We start from the raw sequence: 15,767 nt of genomic DNA, 5'->3' as shown, positions 1-15,767 counted from the left end.
ATATACATTTTGGAGCATGACCATGACCACGCCCCGTAACCGTTTTGGTGTTTTGACACCCTCTTCAAACACTGCCCTCGAGCCATTGACCTCCGCTATGGTGGCTCAGGTGCCTGGTGTCACAGCGCATTTTTCTCGCTTTGGTGTCACTGAAATAGCCCTAAGCCAGCGGGCGTTGGGCCAGTTTGACGATACCCATGTGTTGGCTGCCGCTAAGCTTCTCGCCGATGCCAGGGTTGATGTGATTGGCTGGAGCGGCACTTCAGCCGGTTGGCTAGGCTTTGACCACGATGTCACTCTGTGCCAACGCATTAAGGCTGAAACGGGCATTCAAGCCACCACATCAATGCTGGCGCTCAACGAGATCATGACCGAGCACGGTGTGCGTGAATTTGGTTTGGTAACGCCTTATACCGACGATGTACAGCAGCGCATCTTGGCGAATTACCACGCTGAAGGCTTCACTATTGTTGCGGAAGATCATCTTAGTATCAGTGAAAATTTTGCCTTTGCTGAGGTGAGCGCAGAGACCCTTACCGCCCAGGTTCGGCGGGTGGCTGAGCAGGGTGCTCCCTTGATAGTCGTCGCCTGTACCAACCTCAACTCTGCTCAACTGGTGGACCAGTGGGAAGCTGAGCTAGGCGTGCCGGTGCTGGATACCACTGCCACGGTGGTGTGGAAAATGCTGCGAATGACGGGGCATGAAAAGACGCCGGTCAAAGGCTGGGGACGCTTGATGGAAGGGACGCTGTAATATGGCTGAGTTCGATTTGGTAGTTCGTCGGGCGCGCTGTGCCACTGCCGCCGATGTTTTCGACGCCGATATTGGCATTCGCGATGGGGTAATTGTTGCTCTAGGCAATGGACTAGCGGCGGGAAAAGAAGAAATTGATGCAGCAGGGCGCTGGGTACTGCCGGGCGGTATTGATGGTCACTGCCATCTGGATCAGCCGACCTCCGACGGCTCTAAAATGGCTGACGATTTTTTAACGGGGACTCGCTCTGCGGCTTGCGGCGGGACAACGACAATATTCCCTTTTGCTTGCCAAATTAAGGGTCAGAGCCTGCGGGCTGCGGTGGAGGATTATCACCACCGTGCGGAGGGTAAAGCGTGCATCGACTACGCTTTCCATCTAATCGTCACCGACCCCACGCCTGAAGTGCTTGCCGTAGAGTTGCCTGAGCTAATCCGCGAAGGGTACACCTCGTTTAAGATCTATATGACCTATGACGATCTCAAACTGGCCGATCGTGAAATCATCGATGTATTGGCGGTTGCCCGTGAACACGGTGCCATGGTGATGGTACACGCCGAAAACGCCGACTGCATTGCCTGGCTAACCGAGCGCCTGCTTGCCAATGGCCATACGGCACCCCGCTACCACGCGGCTGCCAGGCCGATGCTGGTTGAGCGTGAAGCCACCCATCGCGCTATTGCCTATGCCGAGCTGGTTGATGTGCCCATCTTGATCGTGCATGTGTCTGGGCGTGAAGCGATGGAACAACTGCGTTGGGCACATCAACATGGTTTACGTGTCTATGCTGAAACCTGCCCCCAGTACTTATTCCTAACCGCCGATGACCTGGGCTTAGATGATGACCCTCAGGGAGCCAAGTGTATTTGTAGCCCGCCTCCTCGCGATAAGGCGAATCAGCAATTCGTCTGGGATGGGTTAGAAAATGGCGTTTTCCAGGTGTTCTCCTCCGATCATGCACCGTTCACCTTTGACGGGCCGCAGGGCAAGTTTGCGGCAGGGGAAGATGCCAGCTTTGCGCGTATACCCAACGGCATTCCAGGGCTTGAAACCCGCTTAGCACTGCTGTTTAGCCATGGGGTAGAGACCGGCAGGATTACTATTCAGCAGTTTGTGGCACTCACGGCCACCAATGTTGCGCGCATGTATGGGATTTATCCGCGCAAGGGATCGATTGCCATTGGTGGCGACGCTGATTTAGTGATTTGGGATACCGGCCTAAGTCGCACCATCCGTAATGTCGACTTGCATCACGGGGTTGATTACACCCCCTACGAAGGCATTCCCGTCACCGCTTGGCCCGCCCTGACGCTATCGAGAGGCGAAGTGGTCTGGCGGGATGGTGACTATTTAGGGACGCCTGGGCGCGGTGCCTTTCTGCGCTGCGACCTGCCTGCTCCCGCGCGGCCCAAGCCGCGCGGCGAGGTAGGTATTACGTAGCGCTGCCGCCAGCGTCATCGTCTTGTCATGATCTGTGGCATAACCTACGCGCCGCCAACCCGCGATGAAAGGAGTGCTCCCATGCGCCTGGCCCTGTTTGATCTTGATGACACCCTCCTGGATGGAGACTGCAGCGACCGCTGGAATTTATGGATGATAGAGCAAGGTTGGATCAGCGATGCCGAAGCCTTTATGGCACGTGCGGAGAAAATGCATCAGGCCTACCACGCAGGCAAGCTAAAGCTTGAAGAGTATTTAGCCATGACGTTAGCGCCACTGCGCGGTCGTCGGGTGGCGGATGTTCAAAAAGAGGTCGAGCGGTTTGTCGCCACGCATCTACAGCCGCGTATTTTTGAACAAGCCTGGGCCTGCCTTGAAGAGCATCGCAAGGCAGGGGATACCCTGGTACTAATATCGGCTTCATCGCGTCACCTTGTCGAGCCGGTGGCGACTGTTTTAGGGATAGAGCACGTATTGGCGGTGGAACTGACGGTAGAGCGTGGCGTTAATGAAGAGGCTCGCTACACCGGCCAAAGCGAGGGCATATTCTCTTATCGTGGCGGGAAGGTGTTACGCCTACAGCAGTGGCTAGGCGAACGGCAGATCACTCCCAGCCACACCACGTTTTACTCAGATTCCCGCAACGACCTGCCGTTATTGCAATACGTGGATTGTCCGGTGGCGGTCAATCCCGACCCGGTACTGGCAGAGGTGGCTAGCGTTGAAGGGTGGCGACGCTTAGACTGGCGAACAGCCGCGCCTCCCAAGCGTTTGACGGCCTAACGGCCTGCCAGGAAAATTGGTGCATGTCTGATACCGCCAGTAGAAAACCTTTATATCAAATGACCGCTCTTTGGAAAAATTCCCAATGTTTCGCTGCCTGATATTCGGCGATAACACCGTTAAGGCTGAATGTTGAGCTCCACCGCACTCGCTCTGGTGCTGGTGTCGGTCTGTATGCATGCCGGCTGGAACGTACTGGGGAAACGCAATGCTCCTTCGCTAGGGACGTTTGTCCTGGCCTACGGCGCAGGTGGGGCAGTGCTTATTCCCCTGCTATGGCTGGGGCCATCACTGAGTGCGCTGTCACCTGCCTTCTGGGGCTGGCTGGCGCTTTCTGGGCTGTGCCAAATGCTCTATATGGGCGGCTTGGCCTGGGCCTATGCGCGGGGAGAAGTCAGTGTGCTTTATCCCATCGCTCGGGCGTTGCCGGTAGTGCTGGTACCGTTGGTCTCCATTGCGCTGTTGGGTAATCGCATGCTGAACAGGTGGGATGGCATTGGCATGGTGCTAGTGGTGGTGGGTGCACTCTGCCTGCCGCTTAGCCATCCAGAGGCGCGTAGGCTATCCACATACTTAACGCCTGCCATGGGGTTTGCGTTACTGGCAGCGGTGGGTACCGTTGGCTACTCGCTGATTGATAAGCAGGCGCTAGGACTCATGCAGGGGGTAGGACATAGTAGTCTCACCGCAGGGGCGGTTTTTATGGTGCTGCAAGCGCTGATGACGCTAACCTGGGCGATACCCTTACTTGCGCTGCTACCGGCGGAGCGCCGCCGCCTGCCAGCGCTTCGCCAGCGGGGAGTCACCATGCTGATCGTCACAGGCCTAATGATGACCTGCACTTACGGTTTGGTGTTAATGGCCATGGCGCTCACCGAAGAGGTCAGTTACATCGTGGCACTGCGCCAGCTCTCTATCCCCGTGGGTGTATTGATGGGCGTGCTATGGCTTAAAGAGCCTGCCTCACGAGCAAAGGCTGTTGGCACGGTGGTGATGTTAGCGGGGTTGGTGCTGGTGGCGTTGTAGCTTATGAATAACTAGCTCAACCCCTGCCAGACGAGATTAATCCCTACCAGGAACATGGCGATGATCACCAAGCGGTAGAACAACGCTTCATTAACGCGGCTTTGCAGCCATAGCCCATTACGTACCCCGATCCAGGCGATTGGTACCAGCAGTAGCGATGCCCAGGCGCTGGTCATGTTGACCTCGCCAAGCCATACATAAGGGCCTAATTTGATGGTGTTGACTACAGCGTAAGTGATTGTGCAGGTAGCAATAAATGTTTCTTTAGTAAGCTTGCGCGGCATTAAATACATATTCATTGGCGGCGCACCCGCATGGGCAATAAAGCTGGTAAACCCGCAAACGCTGGCGGCGGGCAGTGCCCAACGGCTGGAAATAGGTTTCTTAGCGACAGGCTTTAGCAGCATATAGGCGGCAAACACTACTGAGAGAATTCCTAATGCCAGGCGGACGCCTGACTCACTAAGACTTCCAAATAGCAGCGTGCCCACCGTCACGCCTATAAACAGCCCAGGCACAAAGCGCCACACTTCTGCATTCGACTGTTTGCCCCACCAGGCCTTTACCGCAAATACATCCATCACTAGCAACAGCGGTAACAGCAGGCCTGCTGCCTGGGTGGGGCTAATCGCCAGCGCCATTAGCGGCACCGAAAGCGTGCCGAAACCACCTGCAAAACCACCTTTTGAAACGCCGGTCAGGTATACAGAAAAGATGATTAACAGCCAAGCGATCACGGAGTAGTCGGGGAGCATTGAAATCTCATTGTTGTTAATAAAAGCCATACATCAAACAGCCCCGTAGGCGCGGGGCTGCAAAGCATAGCATTAGATAAACGTTAGCGGGCGAAGCGTGCACTGCTCAACTTAGCAGACACTTCGCTACCTGCCGCTACAATATGGGTCATAGGATAATCACTGTCGCCAGCCCCAAGAAGGATAAAAAACCGACTACATCCGTCACGGTGGTTAAAATGACCGCCCCCGACAACGCCGGATCAATCTGTAGCCTTTTCAACAACAGCGGAATCAGCACACCTGATAAGTTGGCTAGGCTCATATTAATAAAGATCGCCAGTGTGATAACCAGCGTAATCAGCGGGTCGCCAAACCACATGAAGGCAATTAAGCCGACCACTAACGCCCACACCAAACCGTTGCTCATGCCCACCCATAGCTCTTTATTGTAGAGCCACTGTTTGTTGTTACCCGCGAGCTGGCCTAACGCTAGGCCACGTATGACGACGGTAAGGGTCTGGCTTCCGGCAATTCCCCCCATGCTTGCTACCACGGGCATTAAAATCGCCAGGGCCACAATCTGGTCTAATACCGCCTCAAACTGCCCAATCACGAAGGCGGCTAAAAAAGCGGTTAATAGGTTAATACCCAGCCAAATGCCACGACTTTTTGCGCTGCGCAAAATGGGTGTAAATACTTCCTCTTCGTCGCTAACGCCCGACATATGCTTCAGCGTTAGGTCAGCATCGTCCTGGGTGATTTCTAGTACGTCGGCAGCGTTTAACTGCCCAACCAATAAGCCATCACTATCGCATACGGGCACAAAGTGGAGTTCTTTAGAGCGCAAGAATGCAGCGGCATCACTGACTTTCATTTGATCATTTAGAGTGAAAAAATCATCCATATAATCGTCAACCACCGCGTCTTGTGGTTGTTTTATTAAGTCAATTAAGGTCAAAGTGCCAAGTAAACGTTTTTCCTTGTCGGTAATCATGATCTGCTGCGATTCGTCGTCGAGCAGGTGGTGAATGCGGATATAGCGTTGCACCGCCTCTAATGAAACGCCTTGCTTTACATTAACCGTCTCTGGGTCCATATAGCGCCCAACCACATCATCTTCATAGGCATGAAGAATTTCAACGTGAGCGCGGATGTCTTCATCTAAGCTTGCGTAAACGCTGGTCTTTATGACTTCGTCAGTTACATCTAATACTTCAGCAATTTCTTGGGCATCCAGCCCTTTAACGATTTGTTCTACATCGCTTGCAGACAGATCCTCGATGTAGTCAGCACGTATATCTTCATCGACCTCTGCCAGTACTTCACCGATTATGTCCTCAGGAATGTACGTCCAAAGCATGTCACGGGTTTTAGCAGGAAAAGACTCAAGTGTGCGCGCAATTGCTAAAATATCGAGCTCATTGAATAGCGCTTTTAGAGCAGTGGTATCCTCTTCATCTAACAGCTTTTGAAGATACAGCAGTTGCTCCTCGGTATTGGCATATTTTTCATCATCGCGCATGGAGTCCATCCTCTGGAAAATTAATTTTCAATCCAATCACATGAAAGCTTTTGATGGCTCATTGAAGATTTTATCGACAGGCTGGGTTGAAAGCCATGTAGAGGGGCTGTGAAAGTATTGTATTAATGGGAAAGTAGGAAGGTTTTAGCATTACAAGCGCGGGAGGGAATGTTGACGCCTGACCGATATGATCGCTCAGGCGGTATTGATAAGCTAAGCCGCGGGTTTAGCCATTACGAAACAGGAAGCTGTAGGCATTGAGCGCAGGTACGCCACCCAAGTGGGCATACAGCACTTTGGAGCCAGCGGGGAATTCGCCGTTGCGCACCATATCAATCATGCCGTGCATGGATTTGCCTTCGTAAACCGGGTCGGTGAGTACGCCTTCCAGGCGGGCACATAGGCGAATAGCCTCCAGTGTGCCTTCATTGGGTAGGCCATATTCCGGGCCGCCGTAGCGAGTGTCTAGTATCACATCGTCATCGGTAATGCCGCCTTCCAGCTCTACCAGTTCTGCGGTGTTGCGGGCAATACGCAGAATCTGTTCGCGGGTTTGTTCGGGTTTGGCAGAGGCGTCGATACCGATCACTCGCTGAGCGCGGCCATCGGCGGCAAACCCCACCACCATACCCGCCTGAGTACTGCCGGTGACCGAGCACACCACGATATAGTCGAATGTAAAGCCCAGCTCTTTCTCTTGCTGACGCACCTCTTCAGCAAAGCCCACAAAGCCTAAGCCACCGTAAGGGTGCTCGGAGCAGCCAGCGGGGATCGGGAAGGGCTTGCCGCCGCGCTGACGCACATCCTCCATGGCCTGCTCCCAGCTGGGCCGAATGCCGATATCAAATCCTGCATCGTCCAGGCGCACATCGGCACCCATAATGCGCGACATCTCGATATTGCCCACCCGGTCATACACTGCGTCGGAGTAGTTCACCCAGTTCTCCTGCACCAACACGCACTGCATACCTAGGTGGGCAGCAACGGCGGCGACTTGGCGGGTCTGGTTGGATTGAATGCCGCCAATCGATACCAGCGTATCGCAGCCCTGTTCTAGCGCTTCGGGGATCAGATATTCTAGCTTGCGGGTTTTATTGCCGCCAAAGGCCAAACCGCTATTGCAGTCTTCACGCTTGGCATACAACTCAACTTCACCGCCCAAGTGCTCACTTAGCCGCTTTAACGGAGTAATCGGAGAGGGGCCAAAGGTCAGCGGGTAACGTGGGAAGCGTTCAAGGTTCATAACAAGCTCCTGCTTTCAGGTATTGAGTGCGATGTCGAAAGGTCGCTGGGCGAGGGTTTTTATGAAAGTTCTGTGTAAAAGTTTTTTATGAAAGATCTGTGTGAACCGTTGGCGTACTCTCTGCTATTTATAGTACGGGGTAGCTATAATTTTTGTGTTGCAAAGTTGGCTGTTTATAAGCAATAAAAATTGTATAAATATGTGGTTTGTGTTTTTAGATAGTGTGAAAAGATCAATAAGGTAAATAATAGTGCGTTCAAAAACTTCGCGTTCACGTGCTGAGCCTGATGATCCTGCGGCGGAGCTGGACCGTACCGACCGGCGTATTCTTAAACTGCTTCAGGAGGATGCCACGCTTTCCAATGTGGCCTTGGCCGAGCGAGTTAACCTCAGCCCTGCCGCCTGTTTACGCCGGGTAGAAAAGCTCAAGCGGGATGGCGTGATCAGCCGGGTGGTAGCTCATTTAGACCCGGAGCAGCTACAGGCGGGCATGGTGGTGTTGATTGGTGTGGTGCTGGATCGCTCGACGCCGGAATCCTTCGCCGCCTTTGAAGAGGCGGCACAAAAAGTTTCCGGCTGTATGGAGTGTCATGTGGTCACAGGGGAGTTTGACTACTTTATGCTGGTGCGTACCCGGGACAGCCAAAGCTTCAACAAGCTACACGCCGAGCAGTTGCTCTACCTGCCCGGCGTGCGCCAAATAAGATCGTTTATGGGGCTGCGTCAGGTGGTATCGACCCATAAGGTGCCGATTTAGTCTCTGGGAAAGCGCGCTTCCAGCTCGGCGACTTGCTCCGGGGTTAGCCCACGGGGATTGTCGCTCTTGCTTCTAGTACTCTTCATCTAAATGTAGGCTGGTCGTCACCATGCTGTCACTTAGCTTATTTAGTGTCTCCTAAAGCTTAATCGTTGGCTTACAAACGAGCAGGGGGAGACCACAATGAGCAAAGAAATCGAAGATCATCGTCTGTTTAACCACAGTAGCAATCAGCCTTTCGCTGAGGTATTGGCGAAACATGTATCTCGACGTGATGTAATGCGCGGTGGTTTGGGATTGGCCGCGACCTCTATGCTCGGCTTCGGCGGTGCCGCCCAGGCGCTTGCTTCAAGCGGCGCGCCAAAAACGCCGTTAAACCTGGCGTTTGAAGCAGTCAAAGGGTCGCTGACCGATGCGGTCGTCGTACCTGAGGGCTACATCGCCCAAGTGCTGGTGCCGTGGGGAACCCCACTGAGTGCCGGTGACACATGGCAGTCGGATCAGCCCATGACTCCAGAGCGACAAGCGATGAGCGTGGGTATGAACCACGATGGGTTGGATGCCTTCCCGCTAGATGAAGACAACGCCTCTCAGCGCTTTGTGCTGGCACTCAATAATGAATATATCGAACAAGATGCGCTTTGGGCTCCTCAAGGCGGCCCCACCAATGCAGACGGTGGTCAGCGGCCAGCCGATGAGTCCCGCACTGAAATTAACGCCCATGGGGTTACCATTGTTGAAGTCGCAAAAGATGCTAATGGTCACTGGGCGCATGTGCCGGGCTCTGCCTACAACCGTCGTTTGACCAGCGCAACTGTAATGGATCTTGCTGGGCCTGTGGCGGGCAGCGACTACGCCAAAACGCGTTTTTCACCCACTGGCCAGCAAACCCGCGGCACTAATAACAACTGTGGGCATGGAATAACGCCCTGGGGTACTTACATTGCCTGCGAAGAGAACTGGCCCGATATTTTTGTGAATCGTGGCGAGCGTTTTCAGGATGATGCACGGATAGGCATTCCTACCGACAAAAGCCGCTATGGTTGGGATACGTCAGCGGGCGATGCCTCTGAGCAGAACGATGAGTTTGCCCGTTTTGATATTACTCCCCGTGGCGAGCGCGCCGAGGATGATTACCGCAACGAAGCGCGTACGTTTGGCTATCAGGTGGAAGTTGACCCCTACAGCGGCGCACGAGCGATTAAGCGTACCGCACTTGGGCGCTTCCGCCATGAAGGTTGCTGGTTAGGCAAGCTGGAGGCAGGACAGCCAGTGGTCTATTACTCAGGCCACGATGCCCGTAATGAGTATGTCTATAAATACGTTTCTGACGTTGCCTGGGATCCCGCCGATGCCAATCGCCCCGGCGAAAACTATGACCGTCTTACTATTGGCAACAAATATTTGGATAACGGCACCCTCTATGTCGCTCGCTTCCATGCCGATGGCAGCGGTGAATGGCTACCGTTGACGCCAAATGCTCAAACACAAGACGGCCGGACATTGGCCGCAGCGCTCGGCTTGGCAGAGAACGATGTGGCGGGCATCATTATTAATACCTGCGATGCGGCGGATTTTATGGGTGCTACACCGATGGATCGACCAGAGTGGGCCGCGGTAGACCCTGCCTCGGGTGATGTTTATTTGACGCTCACCAATAACACTAAACGTACCGAAGACGACGCATCACCTACCTTTACGAATGCCGGTGACGGCATTGAGCAGCTAGGCGTTGGCTATGACACCGCCCCTACCAATGCTTCCAATCCGCGCGCCAATAACCAGGCAGGGCATGTTATCCGCTGGCGCGAAAGCCGCCTGCCGAATGCTTTTAGCTGGGAGGTGTTTGTCTTCGGTGCGGCTGCCGATGACACGGATAACCTGTCGGGCCTGACCGAAATGAACCAGTTTGCTAGCCCTGATGGGCTTTGGTATGACGAGCGCGGTGACGGCCAGGGCATTCTGTGGATTCAAACCGACAATGGTTATGATGGCATCACGCAGCACACCAATGACCAGCTGCTCGCGGTAGTACCCAATGGGCTGGACGATATTCAAGGTACTGGGCCCGTCATTAACAATAGTAACCAGCAGCAGCTTAAGCGCTTTGCCGTTGGGCCTAACGGCTCTGAAGTGACTGGCATTTTTGCCACGCCGGATAAAACCGCGCTGTTTATTAATATTCAGCACCCAGGTAACTGGCCAGCCGATGGTGGCGCGCTGACTCAAGACGCCACCGTTGCTGTCAGTGGTCAAGTACGCGCACGTGCATCGACCGTAGTTATTCAAAAGCGCGACGGCGGTCCGATCGGGGTTTGAAAATCAGGCGCTAAGCGCTGAAGTTATAAGAAGCGCACTATTAAAAGCTTCGAACCTCTCTCAGGTTCGAAGCTTTTTTGATTCTAGGCTTGCTGAACCTGCCGCTTTTTCTGCCGAGCTTCTATTGCCTGAATGGCATCAACGTTCAATGGCAGCTGGCTAGCCCAGAGAATATCTTCACGTCGATGGCCAATATCTTGCAACACCTGGTCGTCGTAAGCCAGTAGCGGCAAGATATGGCGTCGAAATAGCCGCCGCCGCCGGTAGCGCCACAAGCGCATATCGACCGCTCGAATCAGCCGCATTGACGGCATGGCAGGCATGTAAAACTGCAACTGCGGTGGCTTGGGTGGCGGCGCCAGTTGGCTGGCTTTTTCCCAGGCATTATGGGCATGTTGGGTAGGGTTTTCGCACTTCATCGCGCACCTCCATTTCCACGCCTGCGGTTGGCTAAACGGCGCCTGAGCACTCTATCGGCAGGTGTGTTTTGTGGTTAATAAGTGGAGGGTCGCGACCTCTGGTTATCAGCTTGACGCTTCAACTTGGATCAATCAAACGAAAAGAACTACACTGAGTGTTAAGTTATTCTGAAAGGTGGTCGCGATGAATCAATTATCTACCCTAACTGCCAGCCGGGCCGCCTTGCCGCTATTGGATAGTGAGGTGTTGCGCACCTTTGTAACGATTGCCGAGAGCGGCAGTTTTACCCGCGCCGCCCAGCAGCTGTTTCGCACTCCTTCCGCACTGAGCATGCAGATCAAGCGTTTGGAAGAGACATTAGGCCAAGCGCTGTTTGTACGCGAAGCGCGCTACGTTAGGTTGACCACTGAAGGCGAAATGCTTTTAGGCTATGGTAGGCGGCTGCTTAAACTTAATGCTGAAGCGGTCACGCAGTTTTTAGCCCCCGCCTTAGAGGGGCGTGTAGGGCTGGGAATAACAGATGACGTGGTAGGGCGCATTTTACCCACGGTGCTTACCCAGTTTGCCCGCTCGCACCCAGCGGTGCAGGTGGATGTTGTCGTTGGCCGTAGCATTGATTTGCTCGCGAGGCTGGATGAAGGAGAGCTCGATTTAGCGCTAGTGATGACCGGTGAGCCAGGGCAAGCCACGCGTGGTGAGGTCGTACATAGCGAACCGTTGGTATGGGCCGGTCGTGAGGATGGGGTTGCCGTACAGCGAACGCCGCTGCCGGTGACCTTGGCGCAGCAGGGATGCGCGTGGCGTAGAATCGCACTAAACGCGCTGGATAGCGCCGGGGTGAATTACCGAATTGCTTACTCCTGCGACCATTGTGCCGGTCAGGAAGCGGCTATGTTGGCAGACCTCGCCGTCACGGCTTTTCCGAAAAGTTTGATTCGCCCGCCACTCAAACGATTAAACAACGATTTGCTGCCGCCACTAGGCGATTATCAAGTATCTCTCGTCAAGCAAGCGGGCAGTGGCAATGCCAGCGAAGTGCTGGCTGAGCGTGTAGTAGAAGCGTTTCGGGAGGGGTGAGCTTATCACCCAATAGAAAAGAGTGGCTTAACAAAAGCTGTTTATGAGAGCACTAACGTGGCGCTGCGCTTATGTCGCTCTCACCGTCATAGGTAAGGTTGGTTTCCCAGCTTTCACTACTTACGGTAATGGCCGCATGTATACCGGTACTATCGCCTGCTTTGAAGGCAGCATAGATAGCTTTATGGTCTTTTAAGGCGGTTTCAGGCAGTGAGCGCATGGAGGTTTCAAGTGCCGCTTCAATCAGTTGCAGCAACGTTTCGCCAACACGAATAGTCATGGGGTTATGGGTGCTGTGCAAAATGGCGCGATGGAAGGCGATATCGTGTTGAGAGGTTTGCGCGCCTGAACTGATCGCTTCTTCCATGGCGTCGATACTCTGCTGAATGCGTCGATGATCCTCTGCTGTGGCACTGCCCATGGCTTGCAGGGTATAAGCCGGTTCAAACATCAGTCGGAACTCCAGCACATCCCGCGTCATGCCCCGCGCCAAGATCATCCCAAACGCCATAGGATCCACCAATGGCGCGCCGGGCTCCCGGCGAATCATGGTGCCTTGGCCCCGCTTTACTTCCACAATACCAATGGCTTGTAGCATTTTGATGGCTTCGCGCACGCTCGATTTGCCAATTCCCAAACTGTGAGTGAGCTCGGTTTCAGAGGGAAGGTAATCCCCTGGTTTTAGATCGCCCCTTATCAAGGCGCTTTTAATGCGCTCAAGCAGTTGCAACGCAACGGAACTACGCTCCATCGAATCCCCAAAAGACGTTGTATTCGTCGGGTTGGTCTCGGGCTGGCGTTTCAAACTCATGTGGGCCTCTCGTGGCTCATCGGTGTTTATTGCATTCTATCAATGCCCTAAGCCTAGCGGCTTAAGATACTTAATCGCATATATTTAAAAGAAATATATTTATTTTATTTTGATTTATACGGCCGCCTTGCTTAAGGCTCTGTATTAGGTCTAGCATGATATCAGACATCTGATGTCTGGTGTTTGAATCAGCCAGACACTTTGAGGCGAAAATTTGCATGACGAAAAAGCGCATTGTGGTACTGACCACCGGTGGCACTATTGCCAGCAAGCCTAGTGATTCAGGTCGTAGCGAATCAGGTGCATTGAGCGGTGAGCAACTACTTGATCAGGTGGCATTACCCCAGGGCGTTGATGTCACTTTAGAGGTGATATCTATTCTGCAAAAACCCAGTAACGCCGTCACCCTGACGGATATTGCTGAATTCTATCGTCACGGGCGAGAGGCGTTAGACCGGGAAGATGTCGATGGCTTGGTGATCACTCACGGCACCGACACCTTAGAAGAGACTGCTTACTTTCTGTCACTCACGCTGCCTGCTAATAAGCCATGCGTAATCACCGGTTCCCAGCGGGCGCCTCATCATTTAGGCACTGACGCCTTTAAAAATATCTGTGATGCCATCGTGGCGGCTACCAGCTCTCAACTGCGTAAGCTTGGCTGTGTGGTGGTATTTAACGAGTCGATCTTTGCAGCGCGATACGCCCGCAAGGTGAACAGTTTTCAGCTAAACGGCTTTGAAGCCCCAGGCGCAGGGCCGGTGGGCTATATCGATGGGCAGCGGGTAAAGCTTTATTACGCGGCTGCATCGGTGACTCCCTCAATGACGGGCTGGGACTTTCCGTTACCCCGAGTTGACCTGCTGCCCGCCTACTTGGATGCCTCTCCCGCGTTACTAAAAGCCTGCGTTGAAAGCGGGGCAAAAGCCATCGTCATTGACGGGCTGGGGCGTGGCCATGTGCCACCTAGTTGGATGGCCCCGATAAAAGAGCTGATTAGCGCGGGCGTGCCCATAGCGGTGGTGAGTAGTTGTGCTCAAGGGCCGATTAATAGCAGTTATGAATTTAGCGGCAGCCTCGCCGATTTAGCGTCGGCTGGAGTGTTAACGCTTAACGATATCAGTGCACGTAAGGCAAGGCTGGCCCTTGCCCTGTTGCTGAGTAGTACCCCGCGCGAAGCGCTGGGGGATGCGATGGAGCGCATTATGATCTGAGCATTCATCTCATTCTGCTCAGGTAACAGGAAATAAAAAAAGCAATTCACCATAACTAAATAAGGTGCTGGACATGAAACTTACTCTGACAAAAGCCACTCTCTCTGCTGCTATCGCCGTTGCTTCGTTTAGCGCTGCTCAACTTCATGCAGCTGATTATACGTTTAGCTTCGCCCACGTGTTAATTGAAGACACGCCCAACGGCCAAGCGGCGCTGCGTTTTAAAGAAGAGGTAGAAGAGAAGTCTGACGGTCGGATTCAAATCAACGTACTGCCCGCAGCGCAAGTGGGTGGCGATGTTGAAATTATTGAGCAGGTGCAAATGGGCTTGGTCGATATCGGTATTCCGCCTACCGCGACGCTAGGCAACTTTGAGCCGCGCATGCAGATTCTCGATTTGCCGTTCTTGATTGCCGATTACGACACCATGGTGGAAACTCTGGACGGCGAAGTAGGCCGCGAAATCCTTGATACCTTGGATGGCCATAATATGTATGGCGTTAACTTCTGGGGGGCGGGCTTCCGGCATATTTCTAATAATGACCGCCCGATTGAAACGCCTGAAGATATGGCCAATATCCGCATGCGTACCATGCAGGCACCGATCATCATTTCCACCTATCAAAACCTGGGCGCTAACGCGACGGCAATGGCGTTTACCGAGGTGTATAACGGCCTGCAGCAGGGCGTGGTATCTGGTCAGGAGAACCCGCTGGCCAATATCTATACCATGCGCTTCCACGAAGTACAGGATTATCTCTCGCTCACCAATCACGCTTATCACGCCTACGCGGCGGTAATAAATCAGGATTCCTGGGACTCGCTGCCAGAAGATCTTCAAGCGGTCATGCTGGAAGCGTTCGATAACGGTCGCGACACATCGCGTGAATTAACGCTGCAGGACGAAGAAACCATTCTGGAAGCGATTAAAGACGAGATTGCCATCAACGAACTCACCGCCGAGCAGCGCCAAGCCTTTATTGAAGCCAGTATGCCGGTACATGAAGAGTATGAAGATATCGTCACTACCGAACTGCTGCATAAGGTTTATGACGCGGTAGGTATTGAGTATTAAGGCTAGGTTTCATCAACGAAGCCGTTCTCTTCTGACCCATTAAGGGTGTAGATATCTCATGTTCGAAGCGCTCAATAAATGTCTTGATCGCTTGGAAAGTGTGGCGATGGTCGTTTTTATGTCGATTGCGACCGTCCTCACCACCATCCAAGTCGTCTATCGCTACGGCTTTAGCGGTTCGCTGTTTTGGGCTGAAGAAGTCGTTATTTATTCCATTATTTGTATGAGCTTTGTGGGGGCCAGTATGGGCGTGCGTCATGGCACCCATATTTCGGTAGATGTGCTGAATGCGATTGCCACGCCCGCTATTAATCGCTGGCTACATTTAATCGCAGCGCTAATAGGCATCGTATTCGCGGGCTTTATGACCTACTACGGCTTTGTTCTCTATTTTAATACGCTTGGTCGCGGGCAGTTGACTGCCGCGCTGCGTCTGCCGATGGCATGGTTCTATCTGCCTATCGCGATATCCGGTGTGCTGCTGATCTTGCGCTATTTATGGGTGATCAGTGAAGTATGGAATAAGCCTGCGGTAAGTCTCTCCGAAGAGCTTGTGGCTGAGTCGGATAAGCTCGTTTAACTCCTGGA

Annotated in this window: 15 protein-coding genes; 10 read left to right on the top strand and 5 right to left on the bottom strand. The window is 53.4% G+C overall.

Going from position 1 to position 15,767, the window contains the following annotated elements:
• Positions 1 to 22 precede the first annotated feature (22 nt).
• The 4 genes from ACQKE4_RS11195 (at position 23) to ACQKE4_RS11180 (ending at position 4,004) form a co-directional block, all read left to right on the top strand.
• Entirely contained in the window at positions 23 to 754 is a 732-nt protein-coding gene (locus ACQKE4_RS11195) for a maleate cis-trans isomerase family protein (RefSeq protein WP_427388422.1), read from the top strand.
• A gap of 1 nt (position 755) precedes the next feature.
• Positions 756 to 2,195, top strand: coding sequence for a dihydropyrimidinase (gene hydA, locus ACQKE4_RS11190; protein ID WP_427388421.1), 1,440 nt, complete (start codon positions 756 to 758; stop codon positions 2,193 to 2,195).
• Between the two features lie 81 nt (positions 2,196 to 2,276).
• Positions 2,277 to 2,978: an HAD family hydrolase gene (locus tag ACQKE4_RS11185; protein ID WP_427388420.1), complete on the top strand. Its 702-nt coding sequence runs from the start codon at positions 2,277 to 2,279 to the stop codon at positions 2,976 to 2,978.
• Positions 2,979 to 3,110: 132 nt separating this feature from the next.
• Positions 3,111 to 4,004: an EamA family transporter gene (locus tag ACQKE4_RS11180; protein ID WP_427388465.1), complete on the top strand. Its 894-nt coding sequence runs from the start codon at positions 3,111 to 3,113 to the stop codon at positions 4,002 to 4,004.
• Between the two features lie 11 nt (positions 4,005 to 4,015).
• Here ACQKE4_RS11180 and ACQKE4_RS11175 read toward each other — a convergent pair whose 3' ends face one another.
• From ACQKE4_RS11175 to ACQKE4_RS11165, 3 genes are all read right to left on the bottom strand, one after another.
• Positions 4,016 to 4,759 (bottom strand): sulfite exporter TauE/SafE family protein, encoded by a 744-nt coding sequence (locus tag ACQKE4_RS11175; protein ID WP_427388419.1) that lies wholly within the window; start codon positions 4,757 to 4,759, stop codon positions 4,016 to 4,018.
• Between the two features lie 148 nt (positions 4,760 to 4,907).
• Entirely contained in the window at positions 4,908 to 6,263 is a 1,356-nt protein-coding gene (mgtE, locus tag ACQKE4_RS11170) for a magnesium transporter (RefSeq protein WP_427388418.1), read from the bottom strand.
• A 226-nt stretch (positions 6,264 to 6,489) separates the two neighbouring features.
• Entirely contained in the window at positions 6,490 to 7,506 is a 1,017-nt protein-coding gene (locus tag ACQKE4_RS11165) for a 1-aminocyclopropane-1-carboxylate deaminase (RefSeq protein ID WP_427388417.1), read from the bottom strand.
• A gap of 250 nt (positions 7,507 to 7,756) precedes the next feature.
• On the opposite strand from ACQKE4_RS11165, the gene ACQKE4_RS11160 reads away from it, so the two are divergent.
• A complete protein-coding gene (locus ACQKE4_RS11160; protein WP_427388415.1) occupies positions 7,757 to 8,263 on the top strand; it encodes an Lrp/AsnC family transcriptional regulator in 507 nt (168 codons plus the stop codon).
• Positions 8,264 to 8,446: 183 nt separating this feature from the next.
• Positions 8,447 to 10,582 (top strand): PhoX family protein, encoded by a 2,136-nt coding sequence (locus tag ACQKE4_RS11155; RefSeq protein ID WP_427388413.1) that lies wholly within the window; start codon positions 8,447 to 8,449, stop codon positions 10,580 to 10,582.
• A gap of 83 nt (positions 10,583 to 10,665) precedes the next feature.
• Here the strand turns inward: ACQKE4_RS11155 and ACQKE4_RS11150 are convergent, their stop codons facing one another.
• Positions 10,666 to 11,001: a hypothetical protein gene (locus tag ACQKE4_RS11150; RefSeq protein WP_427388412.1), complete on the bottom strand. Its 336-nt coding sequence runs from the start codon at positions 10,999 to 11,001 to the stop codon at positions 10,666 to 10,668.
• Positions 11,002 to 11,185: 184 nt separating this feature from the next.
• Here ACQKE4_RS11150 and ACQKE4_RS11145 point away from each other — a divergent pair, with 184 nt between their 5' ends.
• On the top strand, positions 11,186 to 12,079 hold the full coding sequence (locus tag ACQKE4_RS11145; protein WP_427388411.1) for a LysR substrate-binding domain-containing protein: 894 nt from the start codon (positions 11,186 to 11,188) through the stop codon (positions 12,077 to 12,079).
• A gap of 52 nt (positions 12,080 to 12,131) precedes the next feature.
• On the opposite strand, the gene ACQKE4_RS11140 is transcribed toward ACQKE4_RS11145, so the two are convergent.
• On the bottom strand, positions 12,132 to 12,890 hold the full coding sequence (locus tag ACQKE4_RS11140) for a FadR/GntR family transcriptional regulator (RefSeq protein WP_427388410.1): 759 nt from the start codon (positions 12,888 to 12,890) through the stop codon (positions 12,132 to 12,134).
• A gap of 218 nt (positions 12,891 to 13,108) precedes the next feature.
• On the opposite strand from ACQKE4_RS11140, the gene ACQKE4_RS11135 reads away from it, so the two are divergent.
• The 3 genes from ACQKE4_RS11135 (at position 13,109) to ACQKE4_RS11125 (ending at position 15,759) form a co-directional block, all read left to right on the top strand.
• Positions 13,109 to 14,104 (top strand): asparaginase, encoded by a 996-nt coding sequence (locus ACQKE4_RS11135; RefSeq protein WP_427388409.1) that lies wholly within the window; start codon positions 13,109 to 13,111, stop codon positions 14,102 to 14,104.
• Positions 14,105 to 14,177: 73 nt separating this feature from the next.
• Positions 14,178 to 15,179, top strand: coding sequence for a TRAP transporter substrate-binding protein (locus ACQKE4_RS11130; RefSeq protein ID WP_427388408.1), 1,002 nt, complete (start codon positions 14,178 to 14,180; stop codon positions 15,177 to 15,179).
• 58 nt (positions 15,180 to 15,237) lie between these two features.
• The gene (locus ACQKE4_RS11125) at positions 15,238 to 15,759 is read left to right on the top strand and encodes a TRAP transporter small permease (RefSeq protein WP_427388407.1); all 522 of its coding nucleotides are present in this window, start codon (positions 15,238 to 15,240) and stop codon (positions 15,757 to 15,759) included.
• The last annotated feature ends 8 nt before the right edge of the window (positions 15,760 to 15,767 follow it).

Origin of the sequence: Halomonas sp. NPDC076908 (assembly GCF_050269715.1) — a bacterium.
Lineage (GTDB): Bacteria > Pseudomonadota > Gammaproteobacteria > Pseudomonadales > Halomonadaceae > Vreelandella.
The sequence above is the reverse complement of the archived record's forward strand: the minus strand, read 5'-3'. Positions and strand labels throughout refer to the sequence as shown.

Excerpts from the sequence above, each read along its gene's own strand:
- ACQKE4_RS11195 (WP_427388422.1), top strand. The coding sequence starts at position 23 with ATGACCACGCCCCGTAACCGTTTTGGTGTTTTGACACCCTCTTCAAAC.
- hydA (WP_427388421.1), top strand. The coding sequence starts at position 756 with ATGGCTGAGTTCGATTTGGTAGTTCGTCGGGCGCGCTGTGCCACTGCC.
- ACQKE4_RS11185 (WP_427388420.1), top strand. The coding sequence starts at position 2,277 with ATGCGCCTGGCCCTGTTTGATCTTGATGACACCCTCCTGGATGGAGAC.
- ACQKE4_RS11175 (WP_427388419.1), bottom strand. The coding sequence starts at position 4,759 with ATGCTCCCCGACTACTCCGTGATCGCTTGGCTGTTAATCATCTTTTCT.
- mgtE (WP_427388418.1), bottom strand. The coding sequence starts at position 6,263 with ATGCGCGATGATGAAAAATATGCCAATACCGAGGAGCAACTGCTGTAT.
- ACQKE4_RS11165 (WP_427388417.1), bottom strand. The coding sequence starts at position 7,506 with ATGAACCTTGAACGCTTCCCACGTTACCCGCTGACCTTTGGCCCCTCT.
- ACQKE4_RS11155 (WP_427388413.1), top strand. The coding sequence starts at position 8,447 with ATGAGCAAAGAAATCGAAGATCATCGTCTGTTTAACCACAGTAGCAAT.
- ACQKE4_RS11150 (WP_427388412.1), bottom strand. The coding sequence starts at position 11,001 with ATGAAGTGCGAAAACCCTACCCAACATGCCCATAATGCCTGGGAAAAA.
- ACQKE4_RS11145 (WP_427388411.1), top strand. The coding sequence starts at position 11,186 with ATGAATCAATTATCTACCCTAACTGCCAGCCGGGCCGCCTTGCCGCTA.
- ACQKE4_RS11140 (WP_427388410.1), bottom strand. The coding sequence starts at position 12,890 with ATGAGTTTGAAACGCCAGCCCGAGACCAACCCGACGAATACAACGTCT.
- ACQKE4_RS11135 (WP_427388409.1), top strand. The coding sequence starts at position 13,109 with ATGACGAAAAAGCGCATTGTGGTACTGACCACCGGTGGCACTATTGCC.
- ACQKE4_RS11130 (WP_427388408.1), top strand. The coding sequence starts at position 14,178 with ATGAAACTTACTCTGACAAAAGCCACTCTCTCTGCTGCTATCGCCGTT.
- ACQKE4_RS11125 (WP_427388407.1), top strand. The coding sequence starts at position 15,238 with ATGTTCGAAGCGCTCAATAAATGTCTTGATCGCTTGGAAAGTGTGGCG.